Below are 13,743 nucleotides of genomic sequence, written 5' to 3'. Positions count from 1 at the left end.
GTACGCCCGGTACGAGGACGACCCTCCGCCTTGCGATCGCACGCACCGGACGCCCCGGGCCCCGCCCTCCGGGCGGACGCCGCCATTTGTCAGACACGGCCTAGCGGACCAGGCCCCAGCGGAACCCGAGCGCCACGGCGTGGGCCCGGTCGGATGCGCCGAGTTTCTTGAACAGCCGCCGGGCGTGCGTCTTGACGGTGTCCTCGGAGAGGAACAGCTCGCGGCCGATCTCGGCGTTGGACCGTCCATGGCTCATGCCTTCGAGCACCTGGATCTCGCGCGCGGTCAGGGTCGGCGCGGCGCCCATCTCGGCGGAGCGCAGCCGGCGCGGCGCCAGCCGCCAGGTCGGGTCGGCGAGCGCCTGGGTGACGGTGGCCCGCAGTTCGGCGCGCGAGGCGTCCTTGTGCAAGTACCCCCGGGCACCGGCCGCGACGGCCAGCGCCACGCCGTCCAGGTCCTCGGCGACGGTGAGCATGATGATGCGGGCGCCCGGGTCCGCGGAGAGGAGCCGGCGCACGGTCTCGACACCGCCGAGACCGGGCATTCGGACGTCCATGAGAATGAGATCCGAGCGGTCGGCGCCCCAGCGGCGGAGGACTTCCTCGCCATTGGCCGCGGTCGTTACACGCTCGACGCCGGGCACGGTCGCGACCGCGCGGCGCAGGGCCTCTCGGGCGAGCGGGGAGTCGTCACAGACGAGGACGGAAGTCATGCCCGCCCTCCGCAGCTGAACCGCGTCACGTTGAGCCTCCAGGCTGTACGAAACTTCACCGTTGGGGCTGACGGCGTCGGGCACCTGCCCGAATCGTTCGTCCGCCAACCACTTCCGCACTCTCAACGACCCTCACTCGAAAGAGTTACGGAGTTTGGCTGCCGTAGCCAGCACTCTACGTGAGGGAACGAATACGGATCAGCCGCATCGCAGGTCCAGAGGGCGCACTCGGATCGGACCCGGAAGCACTTCGCGCGCCCACTTGCCAGACATGCGTCCCGCCGAACGGGTCCTATGCCGGATTTTGCACTATTCGGATGCTCTTTGGCGCATTACACGGTGTTCGCGGCTAAATTTGTGATGAGTCATATTTACATCTGCTTAGACAGTAGATGTACGGTCGAGAGCACCTGGAGCGCGTCCGGCCGATCGCGGACGGTCCGGGGAACGACGGACTGGACCTGGCTCCCCAACACACCCTTCGAGGGGATGAGCAATGGCAGACTTCTCCCGCCTTCCGGGCCCGAACGCCGATCTATGGGACTGGCAGCTCGTCGCGGCCTGCCGCGGCGTCGACAGCTCCCTGTTCTTCCACCCAGAAGGCGAGCGTGGCGCCGCCAGAAGCGCCCGCGAGGCCTCTGCGAAGGAGGTCTGCATGCGGTGCCCGGTACGCGCGGAGTGCGCGACGCACGCATTGGCCGTCAGGGAGCCCTACGGAGTGTGGGGCGGTCTGACCGAGGATGAGCGCGAAGAGATGATGGGCCGCTCGCGGCACCGGCTGCTCACCATGCAGCCGAACTGAAGAATCGTTTCTTCCGCACGTCGTCCATGCGCCGTCGGTCTCTGCGCGTCTTCCGCGTGGCGTCGGACGTGACGGTGAACCCGTTGGCCGGTAGGCCCGTAAGCCCGTAGGTCCCTCGGTCTTTGGCCGGCAGGGCGGTACGTGATGCCTGGCAGGGCGGTACGTGACGCCCTGGCCGCCCGGCCTATCTCAGACCTGCCCGGGCCAGTCGGCCGAGCATCATGTCCACGGCCGGCACATGCGCCAGGTCGGGCAGCGTGAGGGCCACCACCTCACGCTGCACGGCCGGGAGCACCTCCAGCACCGCGACGCCCTTGGGGCGTACCGCCTCCAGCGCCAGCTCGGGCAGCACCGCCACGCCGAGCCCGGCGGCGACCAGGCCCACCACCGCCGGATAGTCGTCCGTCGCGAAATCGATGCGCGGGGTGAACCCGGCTCGCTCGCACACCTCCACCAGATGGCGGCGGCAGCGCGGGCAACCCGCGATCCACTCCTCCTCCGCCAGCTCCTCGATCCGCACCGGCCGGTCCCCGGCCGCGAGCCGGTGGCCGGCCGGCACCAGGCCGACCAGCCGGTCGGTCAGCAGCGGCCGGACGACGAGGTCGTCCCACTGCTCCTCCGCCGGGGTCGGCAGATCCACGTACCGGAACGCCAGCGTGATGTCGCAGTCCCCCGCGCGCAGCATCTCCACGGACTTCGGCGGCTCCGCCTCGACCAGCGAGATCTTCGTGCCGGGGTGCGCGGCGCGCATCCCCGCGACGGCGGTCGGCACCAGCGTCGAGCTGCCCGACGGGAACGACGACAGCCGCACCCGTCCCGCGCGCAGCCCAGCAATGGCCGCGACCTCCTCCTCGGCGGCCGTCAGGCCCGCCAGGATCCCGGCCGCATGCCGGACCAGCGCCTCGCCGGCCTCCGTCAGCCGCATCTCGCGGCCGGTCCTGATCAGCAGCGTCGTGCCGGCGGAGTGCTCCAGCGCCTTCATCTGCTGGCTGACGGCGGGCTGGGTGCAGCCCAGCTCCCGGGCGGCGGCGGAGAACGAACCGGTTCTGGCCACGGCGCGGAGCACCCTGAGATGACGTGCCTCGATCATCCTTCAACCATAAGCGATACTTGGGGATGCTTGGCAGTTATTGGTAATGGACTTTGAGGGCGGGACGGGGCAGGCTCATGAGGCATGGACTCTCAACTGAGCGCGGACAGCGCTGATGGCCGGGACGGCGCACGCGGGACGGGCGGCGCGCGCGGGGCGGATGGCGCACGCGGGATGGATGACTCGGGCGGCGCACGCGGCGCGGGTGGCCGGGGTGGCTCACGCGGCGCGGGTCACACGGATGGCCCACGGGGCGCGGACGGCGCGATTCCCGTGCCGGGCGGTGGGCTGGGTGGCGGCGCGTTCTCCGCGATCTCGCCGGACACGACGTACCTGAACACCGCCACCATGGGGCTGCCGCCCACCCGAACGGCCCAAGCCCTGCGCATCGCCGTCGACGAGTGGGCCGCCGGGCGGCCGCCCGGCGACCGGTTCGAGGCCGCCGTGGTCGACGCCCGCGCGTCTTTCGCCCGGCTGCTGTCCACCCCCGTCGAACGGGTCGCCATCGGCTCGACCGTCGCCACGAACGTCGGCAAGATCGCCGCGCGACTGCCGGCCGGCTCCGAAGTGCTGGTCGCCGACGGCGACTTCAGCTCCCTGGTGAACCCGTTCGCCGGCCGCGGGGATCTGGCGCTGCGCTCCGTCCCGCTGGCGGACCTGGCCGCCGAAGTGCGGCCCGGTACGGCGCTCGTCGCCGTCAGCGCCGTCCAGTCGGCCGACGGCCGCATCGCCGACCTCCCGGCGATCCGCGCGGCAGCGGCCGCGCACGGCGCCCGCACCCTCGTCGACGCCACCCAGGCCGCCGGCTGGCTCCCGCTGTGCGCCGACGACTACGACTACCTCGTCTGCGGCGCCTTCAAATGGCTCCTCGGATCGCACGGCGTGTCCTTCCTCACCGTCCGCGCCGGCGCGGAGGACGGTCTCTCGACCGCGTTCGCCGGCTGGTACGCCGGGGACGACCCGTGGGCCGAGTGCTACGGGCCGGTCGCCCGATTGGCGCCATCGGCGCGGCAGTTCGACGCGTCGCCCGCGTATCTCGGGTTCGTGGCGACGGCGGAGTCGCTGGCGCTGATCGAGGAGGTGGGCGTGAAGGCGATTCACGCGCATGACGTGGCTCTCGCGAGCGCGTTCAGGGACGGTGTGGAGAAGCTCGGCTTCGCGCCGGTGGGTGGTGGGGGGTCGGCGATCGTGTCGGTTCCGGGGCTGCCGGTTGGGGTGGCGGGGCGGCTGGCGGAGGCCGGGGTGGCGTTGGCGGCGCGGGCGGGGAATTTGCGGTTCGCGTTCCACCTGTACAACGCGGGGGCGGACGTGGAGCGGGTGTTGGACGTGCTGCGGACGGTTTGACGGTTCCGGGGGCCGGGTCCTGGGGGCAAGCCCGCCGCAGGCGTCACGGCGTCGCGGGCGACCCCGTACTCGCACCCCCCCGCCGGAGGCGGCAACGTAAGGTGCTTTCCATGTCGCGACTCCTGTCACTCAATATCGGCCACCCGATGGCTGTCGACTACTCGGATCCCGGGACGACCGGGATCGACAAGCGGCCTGTCGAGGGCCCGGTCGCGGTGGCCGATCCCGGGCCGCAAGGGGTGGCGGGCAGTGGGCTGGCGGGGGACGACGTCTTCGACCGGCGTTTTCACGGCGGGGACGACCAGGCCGTGTACGCGTTCGCGCGGGAGGACCTGGACCGGTGGGAGAAGGCGCTCGGGCGCCCCCTTTCGAACGGGATGTTCGGGGAGAACTTCACGACGGTCGGAGTGGAGGTCAATTCCGCTCTCATCGGGGAGCGCTGGCGCGTCGGTGAGGTGGTGCTGGAGGTGACCTCGCCGCGGATCCCGTGCCGGACCTTCGCCGGTTGGCTGGGCGAGAAGGGGTGGGTCAAGCGCTTCACCCAGGACGCCCGGCCCGGTGCTTTTCTGCGGGTCGTCGAGCCGGGTGCGGTGCGGGCGGGCGACGAGATCGCCGTGCTGTCGCGGCCCGATCACGAGGTGACCGTCGAGTTCCTGTTCCGGGCGATGACGACGGAGGCGGAACTGCTGCCGCGGACGCTGGTGGCGATCGATCTGATCAACAAGGCGTATGCGGATTCGATCCGCAAGCGGCTCGGCTGACCAGCCGTCGCGAAGCGCGCCCGCCAACCGGTGTCGGCGATACTGCGGTTGAGCCCAGCCTGACCACTGCGCCGGGACTTCGACGATCAGGGATGGCATGACGACTGCACTGATTACGGGATCGACCGCGGGCATCGGTGCCGCCTTCGCGCGGCGGCTCGCGGCCGACGGGCACAACCTGGTGCTGGTGGCCCGGGACGCCGAGCGGCTGCGGAAGCAGGCGGCCGAGCTGCACGATCGGCACGGCATCGAGGCGGAGGTGCTCCGCGCCGACCTGTCGAAGGACGACGGGATCGCGGCGGTCGAGGCACGGCTCGCGGACCGGGCGCAGGCGGTGGATCTGCTCGTCAACAACGCCGGGTTCGGCAACAAGGGGCGCTATCTCGAGGTCTCGATGGCCGACGAGCTGACCATGCTCAAGGTGCACTGCGAGGCGGTGCTGCGGCTGACGAGCGCGGCGGCGGACGGCATGCGGGAGCGGGGACGCGGCGGGGTGGTGAACGTGGCGTCGGTCGCCGCCTTCGTGCCGCGCGGGACGTACGGCGCGAGCAAGGCGTGGGTGGTGCAGTTCACCCAGGGCGCGGCGAAGGATCTGGCGGGGACGGGCGTACGGCTGATGGCGCTCTGCCCCGGCTTCGTGCGGACCGAGTTCCATGAGCGTGCCGGGATGGGGACGGACAACATCCCGGGGTGGATGTGGCTGGACGCGGACAAGCTGGTCGCTGCGGCGCTCAAGGATCTGGCGCGCGGCAGGACGCTGTCCGTGCCGGACCCGAGGTACAAGACGCTGATGGGCCTGGTGAAGCTGGCGCCGCGCGGGCTGCTCGGCGGGGTCACGTCCAGGACCGGCCGCAAGTACGGGCCGCAGTAGCGGGCGGTATCTGCGGAAGGCGCATTTCTCACTAAAATGGACGTATCCCACCCAGCCCGGGAGGTACGCCATGAACTTCGCACAGATCATCGACTTCAAGACCGACCAGTTCGACGACATGAACCAGCTCATGGATCGCTGGGTCGAACAGACCAAGGGCAAGAGGACCGCCACCCACAGCGTCATCGGCAAGGACCGGTCCGACGCGTCCCACTACGTCGAGATCGTGGAATTCCCGTCGTACGAAGAGGCGATGAAGAATTCTCAGCTTCCGGAGACGGAGCGGATCTTCCAGGAGATGGTGGCGCTCTGCGACGAGGTGCCCACGTTCACGGACCTGGACGTGGTCCGCGACGAGCAGCTCAACAAGGCGGCCTGCCGCCGGTTCTTCGAAGAGATCGCCACTGACGGAAATCTGGACGCCATCGACGAGATCTTCGCGGCCGAGTACCGCGATCACGACCCGAACAACGAGACGGACACCGTGGGAACCGCCGGCCTGCGCGAGGAGGTCGCCGGATACCGGGCGGGATTCGACTTCCGCTTCACGGTCGACGGCCAGGTCGCCGAAGGGGACTGCGTGGCGAACCGGTGGACCTGGGCCGCCACCCACGTCGGCGAGTTCCGGGGCATGCCGCCCACCAACCGGTCGGCCGAGATGACCGGCCAGACGGTCTTCCGGTTCCAGGACGGGAAGATCGTCGAAGCCTGGTGGAACCACGACATGCTCGGCCTGCTGACCAAGCTCGGCGTGATCGAGATGCCTCACTAGCCGCCGGCACGGCGAAGGCCCCTGTTCCCGACGGGAACAGGGGCCTTTGTGCGACTGGCGCGGTTACAACGTCAGTGCGAGTGGCCGTGGCCGCCGTGACCGGCGTCGCCCTCGTCCTCGGCCGGCTTCTCGACGACCAGGGTCTCGGTCGTGAGCAGCAGGGCCGCGATGGAAGCGGCGTTCTCCAGCGCGGAGCGGGTGACCTTGACCGGGTCGATGACGCCGGCCTTCACGAGGTCGCCGTATTCGTTGGTGGCGGCGTTGAAGCCGTGACCGGCCTCCAGTTCCGCGACCTTGGCGGTGATGACGTAGCCCTCGAGGCCCGCGTTCTCCGCGATCCAGCGAAGCGGCTCGACAGCGGCGCGGCGGACGACCGCGACACCGGTGGCCTCGTCGCCGGTGAGGCCGAGGTTGCCCTCGAGGACCTTGACGGCGTGGACGAGAGCGGAGCCACCGCCGGAGACGATGCCCTCCTCGACCGCGGCGCGGGTCGCCGAGATGGCGTCCTCGAGACGGTGCTTCTTCTCCTTGAGCTCGACCTCGGTGGCCGCGCCGACCTTGATGACGCAGACGCCGCCGGCGAGCTTCGCGAGGCGCTCCTGGAGCTTCTCGCGGTCCCAGTCGGAGTCGGTGGCGGCGATCTCGGCCTTGATCTGGCCGACGCGGCCCTCGATCTCGGCCTTGTCACCGGCACCGTCGACGATGGTGGTGTCGTCCTTGGAGATGGTCACGCGGCGGGCGGTGCCCAGCAGGTCGAGACCGGCCTGGTCGAGCTTGAGGCCGACCTCTTCGGCGATGACGGTCGCACCGGTGAGGGTGGCGATGTCGCCGAGCATGGCCTTGCGGCGGTCGCCGAAGCCCGGGGCCTTCACCGCGACGGCGTTGAAGGTGCCACGGATCTTGTTGACGACGAGGGTGGAGAGCGCCTCGCCCTCGACGTCCTCGGCGATGATCAGCAGCGGCTTGGACGCGCCGGCCTGGATGACCTTCTCCAGCAGCGGCAGCAGGTCCTGGATCGAGGAGATCTTGCCCTGGTGGATCAGGATGTACGGGTCGTCGAGGACGGCCTCCATACGCTCCTGGTCGCTGACGAAGTAGGGCGACAGGTAGCCCTTGTCGAAGGCCATGCCCTCGGTGAAGTCCAGCTCCAGGCCGAAGGTGTTGGACTCCTCGACGGTGATGACACCGTCCTTGCCGACCTTGTCCATCGCCTCGGCGATGAGCTCGCCGACCTGCTTGTCCTGGGCGGACAGCCCGGCGACGGCCGCGATGTCTTCCTTGCCCTCGATCGCGCGGGCGGTCTTCAGCAGCTCCTCGGAGACAGCCTTGACCGCGGCGTCGATGCCCTTCTTCAGGGAGGCGGGGGAAGCGCCGGCGGCGACGTTGCGCAGGCCCTCGCGGACCAGTGCCTGGGCCAGCACGGTGGCAGTGGTGGTGCCGTCACCCGCGATGTCGTTGGTCTTGGTCGCCACCTCCTTCACGAGCTGGGCGCCAAGGTTCTCGTACGGGTCGTCGAGCTCGACCTCACGGGCGATGGTGACACCGTCGTTGGTGATGGTCGGCGCGCCGAACTTCTTGTCGATGACGACGTTGCGGCCCTTGGGACCGATCGTCACCTTCACGGTGTCGGCAAGCTTGTTGACGCCACGCTCAAGGGCGCGACGGGCGTCCTCGTCAAACTTAAGGATCTTCGGCACTGCGTCCTACCTCGTCTTTTCCTCGTCAAAGACCAAACCCCGGGCGCCGGGTCAGTAGACACGGATACCCGGGGAAGGTCACGGCTGCTGCTAGTGGTGAAGCAGACCTACTTCTCGATGACCGCGAGAACGTCGCGGGCCGAGAGGACGAGGTACTCCTCGCCGTTGTACTTCACCTCGGTGCCGCCGTACTTGCTGTACAGCACGACGTCGCCGACGGAAACGTCGAGCGGAAGACGGTTACCGTCCTCGAAGCGGCCCGGGCCCACGGCCAGGACGACGCCCTCCTGGGGCTTCTCCTTGGCGGTGTCCGGGATGACCAGGCCGGAGGCCGTGGTCTGCTCAGCCTCGAGCGCCTGGACCACGATGCGGTCCTCGAGCGGCTTGATGGCAACCTTGCTGCTGGCGGTCGTCACGTTCCGACCTCCCCCTTCAAAGGGCTAACGGGAGTGTCTGTCTGGGTGGCGACCTGGTAGGCCCGTCGTCGCGGGTGCCGGACCTGCCCGTCGCTGTTGTGCTGGCACTCGGCAGTGCTGAGTGCCAGAACCGAGACTAGGACGGCTTTAGCACTCGGTCAAGCGGAGTGCCAACGGAGCGCCGCCGGAACGGTGTCGGGTGCCGCCGGTCTGGAGGACAATCGAAGCGTGGATCTTGACGCGTTCTCCTACCTGCTGACCCCCGCCGGGCAGGCCCTGCTGGGGTCGCTGCGCGACTACGACCCCACCCGCGAACTGGCGGAGGCGACCCGGCTGCGCCGCGAGCACCCCGCGGAACTGGTCTCCGCGGCTCTGGGTCAGGCGCGGCTGCGGCAGCGCGCGGAGGCGAAGTTCGGGGCCGACGCGTACCGGATGTACTTCACCCCCGACGGGGTGGAACAGGCCACCCGCACCGAGGTGGCGGAGTACCGCGCGGAGCGCTTCAAGGCACTGGGCGTGCGGCGGCTGGCCGATCTGTGCTGCGGGATCGGCGGGGACGCCATCGCGCTGGCGCGGGCGGGTGTGGCGGTCCTGGCCGTCGACCGGGACCCGCTGACCTGCGCGGTCGCGCGGGCCAATACGGAGTCGCTGGGCCTCGCGGACCTCATCGAGGTGCGCTGCGCCGATGTGACCGAGGTCGCCGTCGGTGGCTACGACGCCGTCTTCGTGGACCCGGCCCGAAGGGGCGGGCGTGGCCGGATCTTCGACCCTGAGGCGTACTCGCCGTCGCTGTCCTGGGCGATCGCGGCGGCCCGCGAGGTGCCGGTTGCCGCGCTGAAGGTCGCGCCGGGCATCCCGCACGAGGCCGTTCCCGACGACGCCGCCGCGGAGTGGATCTCGTACCGCGGCGATGTGAAGGAGGCCGTGCTGTGGTTCGGCAAGAACCCCGGCTCGGTGAGCGCGACCCTGCTGCCGGCCGCCACCACCCTGTGGACCGGCACCCCGCTCCCCGACCCGCCGGCCGGCTCCGTCGGCCGGTATCTCTACGAGCCGGACGGCGCGGTGATCCGCGCGCACCTGGTCGCGGAGGTCGCCGAGCAGCTCGGCGGGCGGCTGATCGACGAGACGATCGCGTACATCACCGCCGACGAGCTGCACCCGACGCCGTTCGCGACTGCGTACGAGATCACCGACGTGCTGCCCTTCGGCCTGAAGAAGCTCAAGGCGCTGCTTCGGCAGCGCGGTGTCGGCATCGCCGTCATCAAGAAGCGCGGCTCCGCCATCGAGCCGGAGGAGCTGCGCAAGAAGCTCCGGCTGGAGGGCCCGAACTCCGTCACGGTCTTCCTGACCCGCGTCGCGGGCGCACCGTCGATGCTGCTGGGCGGGCCGGTGAAGACGCCGTAGGACGCCCGGTGTCGGGCGACACCGGTCATCGGCTGACGCGGCATCATCCGCGCCGATAACCTGCAGCGGTCGCGCTCGTCCGCATCCGGGCCACGGTGGGCCGCGGCGGCGGATTCCTCCTGCGGGCGACCGTTCCGGCCGGGAGCCTGCGGGCGGTCCCGCCCAAGGAGTTCGGCGTCAGCTCGGCGGCCGCGGGCGTCACCGTCGCGGCGGCGCGGCGTTGCGCGGGCCTCGCCCTGCGGCTGGATCCCGCCGAGGAGCGGCAGCTGTCCGCGGCGCTGGAGCAGTACGCCCGCCGCGCCTACCGGCCCGCGCGGGAGAGCAAGGGCTGACGGCTCAGACGTAGTCCTCCAGGCGCGCCACGGTGAAGCCCTGGGCGGATATCTCGCGCAGCATGTTGGCGGTCATCTCCGTCATGGAGGTGCCCTTGAGCTCCGACGGGCCGCGGAAGTGGGCCAGGATGATGTCGCCGGGGTGCAGCTTCTTGTCGCCGCGCTGGTACTGCATGCCCTTGATCTGCATGGACTCGCGCCACAGGACGATCGCCTGGAGCCCGCAGGACTTCGCGGCGGTCTTGGTGGCCTCGTTCAGGTTGCCGTAGGGCGGCCGGAAGAGGCGGGGCGTGGTGCCGTACTCGGCCTTCAACTTCGTCTGCTGGGTGCATATCTCGTGACGCTGGGCGGCTTCCGACTCGGTCCGCAGGTTCGGGTGCGTCAGCGTGTGGTTCTGTATCGGGTTGCCGAGCTTCTGGAGCGGCTTGAAGTAGCCGTAGTTGCTCCGGATGATGTCGTCGGTCAGGAACATCGTGAAGGGGATCTTCAGCTCGCCCATCATGGTGACGAACTTCGGGTCCTTCTCCGCGCCGTCGTCGAAGGTGACGAAGACGATCTTCTCCTTGGTGGGGATGTCGCTGACCACCGGCGGTACCCCGCCGCCGGTCGTGACCGGCTTCACCTTCGGCGGGGCCGGCACCGGCGCCATCGGCTTGATCTTCCACTTGCGGAACGCGGCGGCGGTGTCCGCACCATCGGCGGGTGCGCCGTTCCCGTCCGACGAAGGGGCGGCGGAAGGACCCGTCCCGGAAGCTGTCGGCGCGGCCTTCGGCGAGGACGAACCCGCCGAGCACCCGGTGACGAGCAGGAGACCGGAAACGATCAATCCCGCCGCTTTTATGTGCATATGTGAGCCCTATGCTGTTCGTTCAAAACGCCATCTGTGTACTGAACGATGCAGAAAAGCGGCCGGGGGTTCCGCCAGCTCGGGCAACTCGGCCTCGTAGGGCGCGTCCCACCAGGTGATGACGAGCACCCGGTCACCGGGCGCGGAGAAGTGTTCGCGGCGCAGCGGGGTCCGCTCCAGCTCCTGGGCGCGGACCCATTCCAACAGCTCGGCGCCGCGCCCCTCGGCGGCCCGCGCCTCCCACATCAGGGCGACGGTCATCAGTACAGGTTGTCCTTGCTCACCTCGTGCACATGGTCGTGCGAGTGGGCGTGCTCGGCCGGGCGGGCGTGTTCGTCCGAGTGCGGGTGCGTGTGGCCCGGTACGGAGACCTCGGTGACGGGCAGCGAGGAGTCGGCCGGAAGGTCCCAGGTCGACGACGGCCGGTTGCGCGCCACCATCTCCGCGCCGAGCGCCGCGACCATGGCGCCGTTGTCCGTGCACAGCTCACGCCGCGGCACCCGCAGCACGATGCCCGCGCCCTCGCAGCGCTCCAGCGCCAGCGAGCGCAGCCGCGAGTTCGCCGCGACACCGCCGCCGATCATCAGGTGGTCAACGCCGTTCTCCTTGCAGGCCCGGATCGCCTTGCGGGTCAGCACGTCCACCACCGCCTCCTGGAACGAAGCGGCCACATCCGCCACCGGCACGTCCACGCCGTCCCTGCGCTGCGCCTCGACCCAGCGGGCGACGGCCGTCTTCAGCCCGGAGAAGGAGAAGTCGTACGGCGCGTCGCGCGGGCCGGTCAGACCGCGCGGGAACTTGATGGCCTTCGGATCGCCGTCGCGGGCGTGCCGGTCGACGGCCGGGCCGCCGGGGAAGCCGAGGCCCAGCACCCGGGCGACCTTGTCGAACGCCTCGCCCGCCGCGTCGTCGATCGTCGAACCCAGCGGCCGTACGTCGTTGGTGATGTCCGGCGCGAGCAGCAGCGACGAGTGCCCGCCGGAGACCAGCAGCGCCATCGTCGGCTCGGGCAGCGCGCCGTGCTCCAGCTGGTCCACGCAGATGTGCGAGGCGAGGTGGTTGACCCCGTAGAGCGGCTTGCCGAGGGCGTACGCGTACGCCTTGGCGGCGCTCACCCCCACCAGCAGCGCACCCGCGAGCCCAGGGCCGGCGGTGACGGCGATGCCGTCGAGGTCGCTCGCCGCGATCCCCGCCTCCTTCAGGGCGCGCCGGATCGTGGGGACCATCGCCTCCAGATGGGCCCGGCTGGCGATCTCGGGCACCACGCCGCCGTAGCGCGCGTGGTCGTCGACGCTGGACGCCACCGCGTCGGCGAGCAGGGTGTGCCCGCGGACGATGCCGACACCGGTCTCGTCGCAGGAGGTCTCGATACCGAGGACAAGCGGCTCGTCAGCCATCAGTAGTGGTTCCTTGTACGGAGGAAGGGTCGGTCATGCGCATCACGAGGGCGTCGACGTTGCCCGGTTGGTAGTAGCCCTTGCGGAAGCCGATCGGCTCGAAGCCGAAGCGCTCGTAGAGCCGTTGGGCGCGGAGGTTGTCGACCCGCACCTCGAGCAGCACCTCGTGGCACTCGAAGGCGGTGGCCTGGTGCATCAGGTCGGCGAGCAGCCGGGCGCCCAGGCCGGTGCCCCAGTACTCGCGGGCGGCGGCGATGGTCTGCACGTCGCCGGTCCCGGCGATCGCCGCCAGTCCCGCGTACCCGACCAGTCGGCTCCCACCGCCGGTGTCTCCGGCACCATCGCCGGCCACGTCTTCGGCTGTTTCTTCGGCTGTTTCTTCGGCCACGATGTAGTGCCGGCTAGCCAGCGGGTGCCGCGCGTCGGCCAGTTCGGACCAGAACATGCCGCGCGACCAGGCGTCCTCGGGGAAGAGCGCCAGTTCCAGCTCCATCACCCGGTCCAGGTCCCACCAGCGCATCTCGCGCAGTGTCACCGTCACTTGGGCAGGACCGCCTTGTAGCCGGCCGGCACCTGCGCGTCGGGCCGCCGCAGGTACAGCGGCAGCGCGGGCGCGAACTCCGCGCCCTCCCCGAGCCGTACGGCGGCGAGCGCGGCCAGCGCGGCGGCGGACTGGTGTTCCGGGGCCCGTACGTCCGTGAAGACCTCCGGGTACAGGGCCGCTCCGGCGCCGACGGCGGGCAGCCCCGCGACCGTCTGCGCGATGTCGGCCGGCCGGTCGACCGCGGGCTCGGTCACCCGGTCGCGCGGGCTGTCGTAGCGGGCCCAGTAGACCTCTTTGCGGCGGGCGTCGGTGGCCACGACGAAGGGGCCTTCGAGCCCGGCCAGACCGGCCGCGTAGGCGATCCCGTCGAGCGTGCAGATGCCGTGCACCGGCACCCCGAGGGCGTCGCCGAACGCGGCGGCGGTCACCAGTCCCACCCGCAACCCCGTGTACGGCCCCGGGCCGGTCCCGACGACGACGCCGGTCACGTCGCCGATCGCCGCCCCGGCCTCGCCCAGGACCCGGTCGACAGCCGGCATGAGCAGTTCTCCGTGCCGCCGGGCGTCGACGACCGTCGATTCCGCGAGCACCCGCCGGCCGTCGTGGAGCGCGGCGGTCACAGCGGGAGTAGCGGTGTCAAAAGCAAGCAGAAGCACGGTGACACCCTACGGCCCCGCCCGACCCCCCGGCCCGGCCCTGGCGACGGTGGGCCCGGGCCACAACACCGGCCGCCCGGCGCCCGCCGGCGCGGTCA

At 70.5% G+C, this 13,743-nt stretch carries 16 protein-coding genes; 7 read left to right on the top strand and 9 right to left on the bottom strand.

Annotated elements, in window-relative coordinates; translation table 11 throughout:
- Nucleotides 1-100 precede the first annotated feature (100 nt).
- Nucleotides 101-712 carry a response regulator transcription factor gene (locus AC07DC_RS20360; RefSeq protein ID WP_003948568.1) on the bottom strand — a complete coding sequence of 204 codons (612 nt, stop codon included), beginning with the start codon at nucleotides 710-712 and terminating at the stop codon, nucleotides 101-103.
- Between the two features lie 496 nt (nucleotides 713-1,208).
- Here AC07DC_RS20360 and AC07DC_RS20355 point away from each other — a divergent pair, with 496 nt between their 5' ends.
- Complete coding sequence (locus AC07DC_RS20355; protein WP_283463538.1) at nucleotides 1,209-1,514, top strand: WhiB family transcriptional regulator; 306 nt, start codon at nucleotides 1,209-1,211, stop codon at nucleotides 1,512-1,514.
- Nucleotides 1,515-1,698: 184 nt separating this feature from the next.
- On the opposite strand, the gene AC07DC_RS20350 is transcribed toward AC07DC_RS20355, so the two are convergent.
- Entirely contained in the window at nucleotides 1,699-2,604 is a 906-nt protein-coding gene (locus AC07DC_RS20350) for a LysR family transcriptional regulator (protein ID WP_478915780.1), read from the bottom strand.
- Between the two features lie 348 nt (nucleotides 2,605-2,952).
- On the opposite strand from AC07DC_RS20350, the gene AC07DC_RS20345 reads away from it, so the two are divergent.
- The 4 genes from AC07DC_RS20345 (at nucleotide 2,953) to AC07DC_RS20330 (ending at nucleotide 6,352) form a co-directional block, all read left to right on the top strand.
- Nucleotides 2,953-3,948 carry an aminotransferase class V-fold PLP-dependent enzyme gene (locus AC07DC_RS20345; protein ID WP_478915981.1) on the top strand — a complete coding sequence of 332 codons (996 nt, stop codon included), beginning with the start codon at nucleotides 2,953-2,955 and terminating at the stop codon, nucleotides 3,946-3,948.
- Nucleotides 3,949-4,058: 110 nt separating this feature from the next.
- On the top strand, nucleotides 4,059-4,709 hold the full coding sequence (locus tag AC07DC_RS20340) for an MOSC domain-containing protein (RefSeq protein WP_478915779.1): 651 nt from the start codon (nucleotides 4,059-4,061) through the stop codon (nucleotides 4,707-4,709).
- Nucleotides 4,710-4,806: 97 nt separating this feature from the next.
- The gene (locus AC07DC_RS20335) at nucleotides 4,807-5,580 is read left to right on the top strand and encodes an SDR family NAD(P)-dependent oxidoreductase (protein ID WP_478915778.1); all 774 of its coding nucleotides are present in this window, start codon (nucleotides 4,807-4,809) and stop codon (nucleotides 5,578-5,580) included.
- Nucleotides 5,581-5,650: 70 nt separating this feature from the next.
- On the top strand, nucleotides 5,651-6,352 hold the full coding sequence (locus AC07DC_RS20330) for an ester cyclase (protein WP_478915777.1): 702 nt from the start codon (nucleotides 5,651-5,653) through the stop codon (nucleotides 6,350-6,352).
- A gap of 71 nt (nucleotides 6,353-6,423) precedes the next feature.
- Here AC07DC_RS20330 and groL read toward each other — a convergent pair whose 3' ends face one another.
- Together groL and groES are read right to left on the bottom strand one after the other, a co-directional pair.
- On the bottom strand, nucleotides 6,424-8,049 hold the full coding sequence (groL, locus tag AC07DC_RS20325; RefSeq protein ID WP_478915776.1) for a chaperonin GroEL: 1,626 nt from the start codon (nucleotides 8,047-8,049) through the stop codon (nucleotides 6,424-6,426).
- A 107-nt stretch (nucleotides 8,050-8,156) separates the two neighbouring features.
- On the bottom strand, nucleotides 8,157-8,465 hold the full coding sequence (gene groES / locus AC07DC_RS20320) for a co-chaperone GroES (RefSeq protein ID WP_138352939.1): 309 nt from the start codon (nucleotides 8,463-8,465) through the stop codon (nucleotides 8,157-8,159).
- Between the two features lie 228 nt (nucleotides 8,466-8,693).
- Here groES and AC07DC_RS20315 point away from each other — a divergent pair, with 228 nt between their 5' ends.
- Both AC07DC_RS20315 and AC07DC_RS20310 read left to right on the top strand, forming a co-directional pair.
- Nucleotides 8,694-9,869: a THUMP-like domain-containing protein gene (locus AC07DC_RS20315; RefSeq protein ID WP_478915775.1), complete on the top strand. Its 1,176-nt coding sequence runs from the start codon at nucleotides 8,694-8,696 to the stop codon at nucleotides 9,867-9,869.
- 95 nt (nucleotides 9,870-9,964) lie between these two features.
- A complete protein-coding gene (locus AC07DC_RS20310) occupies nucleotides 9,965-10,201 on the top strand; it encodes a hypothetical protein (RefSeq protein WP_478915774.1) in 237 nt (78 codons plus the stop codon).
- Nucleotides 10,202-10,205: 4 nt separating this feature from the next.
- On the opposite strand, the gene AC07DC_RS20305 is transcribed toward AC07DC_RS20310, so the two are convergent.
- Genes AC07DC_RS20305 through tsaB form a run of 5 tightly spaced genes read right to left on the bottom strand, consistent with a single transcriptional unit; the run spans nucleotide 10,206 to nucleotide 13,645 of the window.
- Entirely contained in the window at nucleotides 10,206-11,048 is an 843-nt protein-coding gene (locus AC07DC_RS20305) for a polysaccharide deacetylase family protein (protein ID WP_478915773.1), read from the bottom strand.
- Between the two features lie 9 nt (nucleotides 11,049-11,057).
- Nucleotides 11,058-11,309 carry a hypothetical protein gene (locus AC07DC_RS20300; RefSeq protein WP_478915772.1) on the bottom strand — a complete coding sequence of 84 codons (252 nt, stop codon included), beginning with the start codon at nucleotides 11,307-11,309 and terminating at the stop codon, nucleotides 11,058-11,060.
- A complete protein-coding gene (gene tsaD, locus AC07DC_RS20295; RefSeq protein ID WP_478915771.1) occupies nucleotides 11,309-12,445 on the bottom strand; it encodes a tRNA (adenosine(37)-N6)-threonylcarbamoyltransferase complex transferase subunit TsaD in 1,137 nt (378 codons plus the stop codon). The genes AC07DC_RS20300 and tsaD overlap by 1 nt, the downstream gene beginning before the upstream one ends.
- Nucleotides 12,438-12,986 (bottom strand): ribosomal protein S18-alanine N-acetyltransferase, encoded by a 549-nt coding sequence (gene rimI / locus AC07DC_RS20290; protein ID WP_478915770.1) that lies wholly within the window; start codon nucleotides 12,984-12,986, stop codon nucleotides 12,438-12,440. Before rimI ends, tsaD begins: the two co-directional genes overlap by 8 nt.
- Nucleotides 12,983-13,645 carry a tRNA (adenosine(37)-N6)-threonylcarbamoyltransferase complex dimerization subunit type 1 TsaB gene (gene tsaB, locus AC07DC_RS20285; protein WP_478915769.1) on the bottom strand — a complete coding sequence of 221 codons (663 nt, stop codon included), beginning with the start codon at nucleotides 13,643-13,645 and terminating at the stop codon, nucleotides 12,983-12,985. Before tsaB ends, rimI begins: the two co-directional genes overlap by 4 nt.
- Between the last annotated feature and the right edge of the window lie 98 nt (nucleotides 13,646-13,743).

Source organism: Streptomyces sp. NPDC045021, from assembly GCF_056432645.1.
The sequence above is the reverse complement of the archived record's forward strand: the minus strand, read 5'-3'. Positions and strand labels throughout refer to the sequence as shown.

Coding starts and splice junctions, on each gene's coding strand:
- tsaD (WP_478915771.1), bottom strand. CDS start 12,445: ATGGCTGACGAGCCGCTTGTCCTCGGTATCGAGACCTCCTGCGACGAG.
- AC07DC_RS20340 (WP_478915779.1), top strand. CDS start 4,059: ATGTCGCGACTCCTGTCACTCAATATCGGCCACCCGATGGCTGTCGAC.
- AC07DC_RS20350 (WP_478915780.1), bottom strand. CDS start 2,604: ATGATCGAGGCACGTCATCTCAGGGTGCTCCGCGCCGTGGCCAGAACC.
- AC07DC_RS20300 (WP_478915772.1), bottom strand. CDS start 11,309: ATGACCGTCGCCCTGATGTGGGAGGCGCGGGCCGCCGAGGGGCGCGGC.
- AC07DC_RS20345 (WP_478915981.1), top strand. CDS start 2,953: ATGGGGCTGCCGCCCACCCGAACGGCCCAAGCCCTGCGCATCGCCGTC.
- AC07DC_RS20305 (WP_478915773.1), bottom strand. CDS start 11,048: ATGCACATAAAAGCGGCGGGATTGATCGTTTCCGGTCTCCTGCTCGTC.
- AC07DC_RS20355 (WP_283463538.1), top strand. CDS start 1,209: ATGGCAGACTTCTCCCGCCTTCCGGGCCCGAACGCCGATCTATGGGAC.
- AC07DC_RS20360 (WP_003948568.1), bottom strand. CDS start 712: ATGACTTCCGTCCTCGTCTGTGACGACTCCCCGCTCGCCCGAGAGGCC.
- AC07DC_RS20335 (WP_478915778.1), top strand. CDS start 4,807: ATGACGACTGCACTGATTACGGGATCGACCGCGGGCATCGGTGCCGCC.
- AC07DC_RS20330 (WP_478915777.1), top strand. CDS start 5,651: ATGAACTTCGCACAGATCATCGACTTCAAGACCGACCAGTTCGACGAC.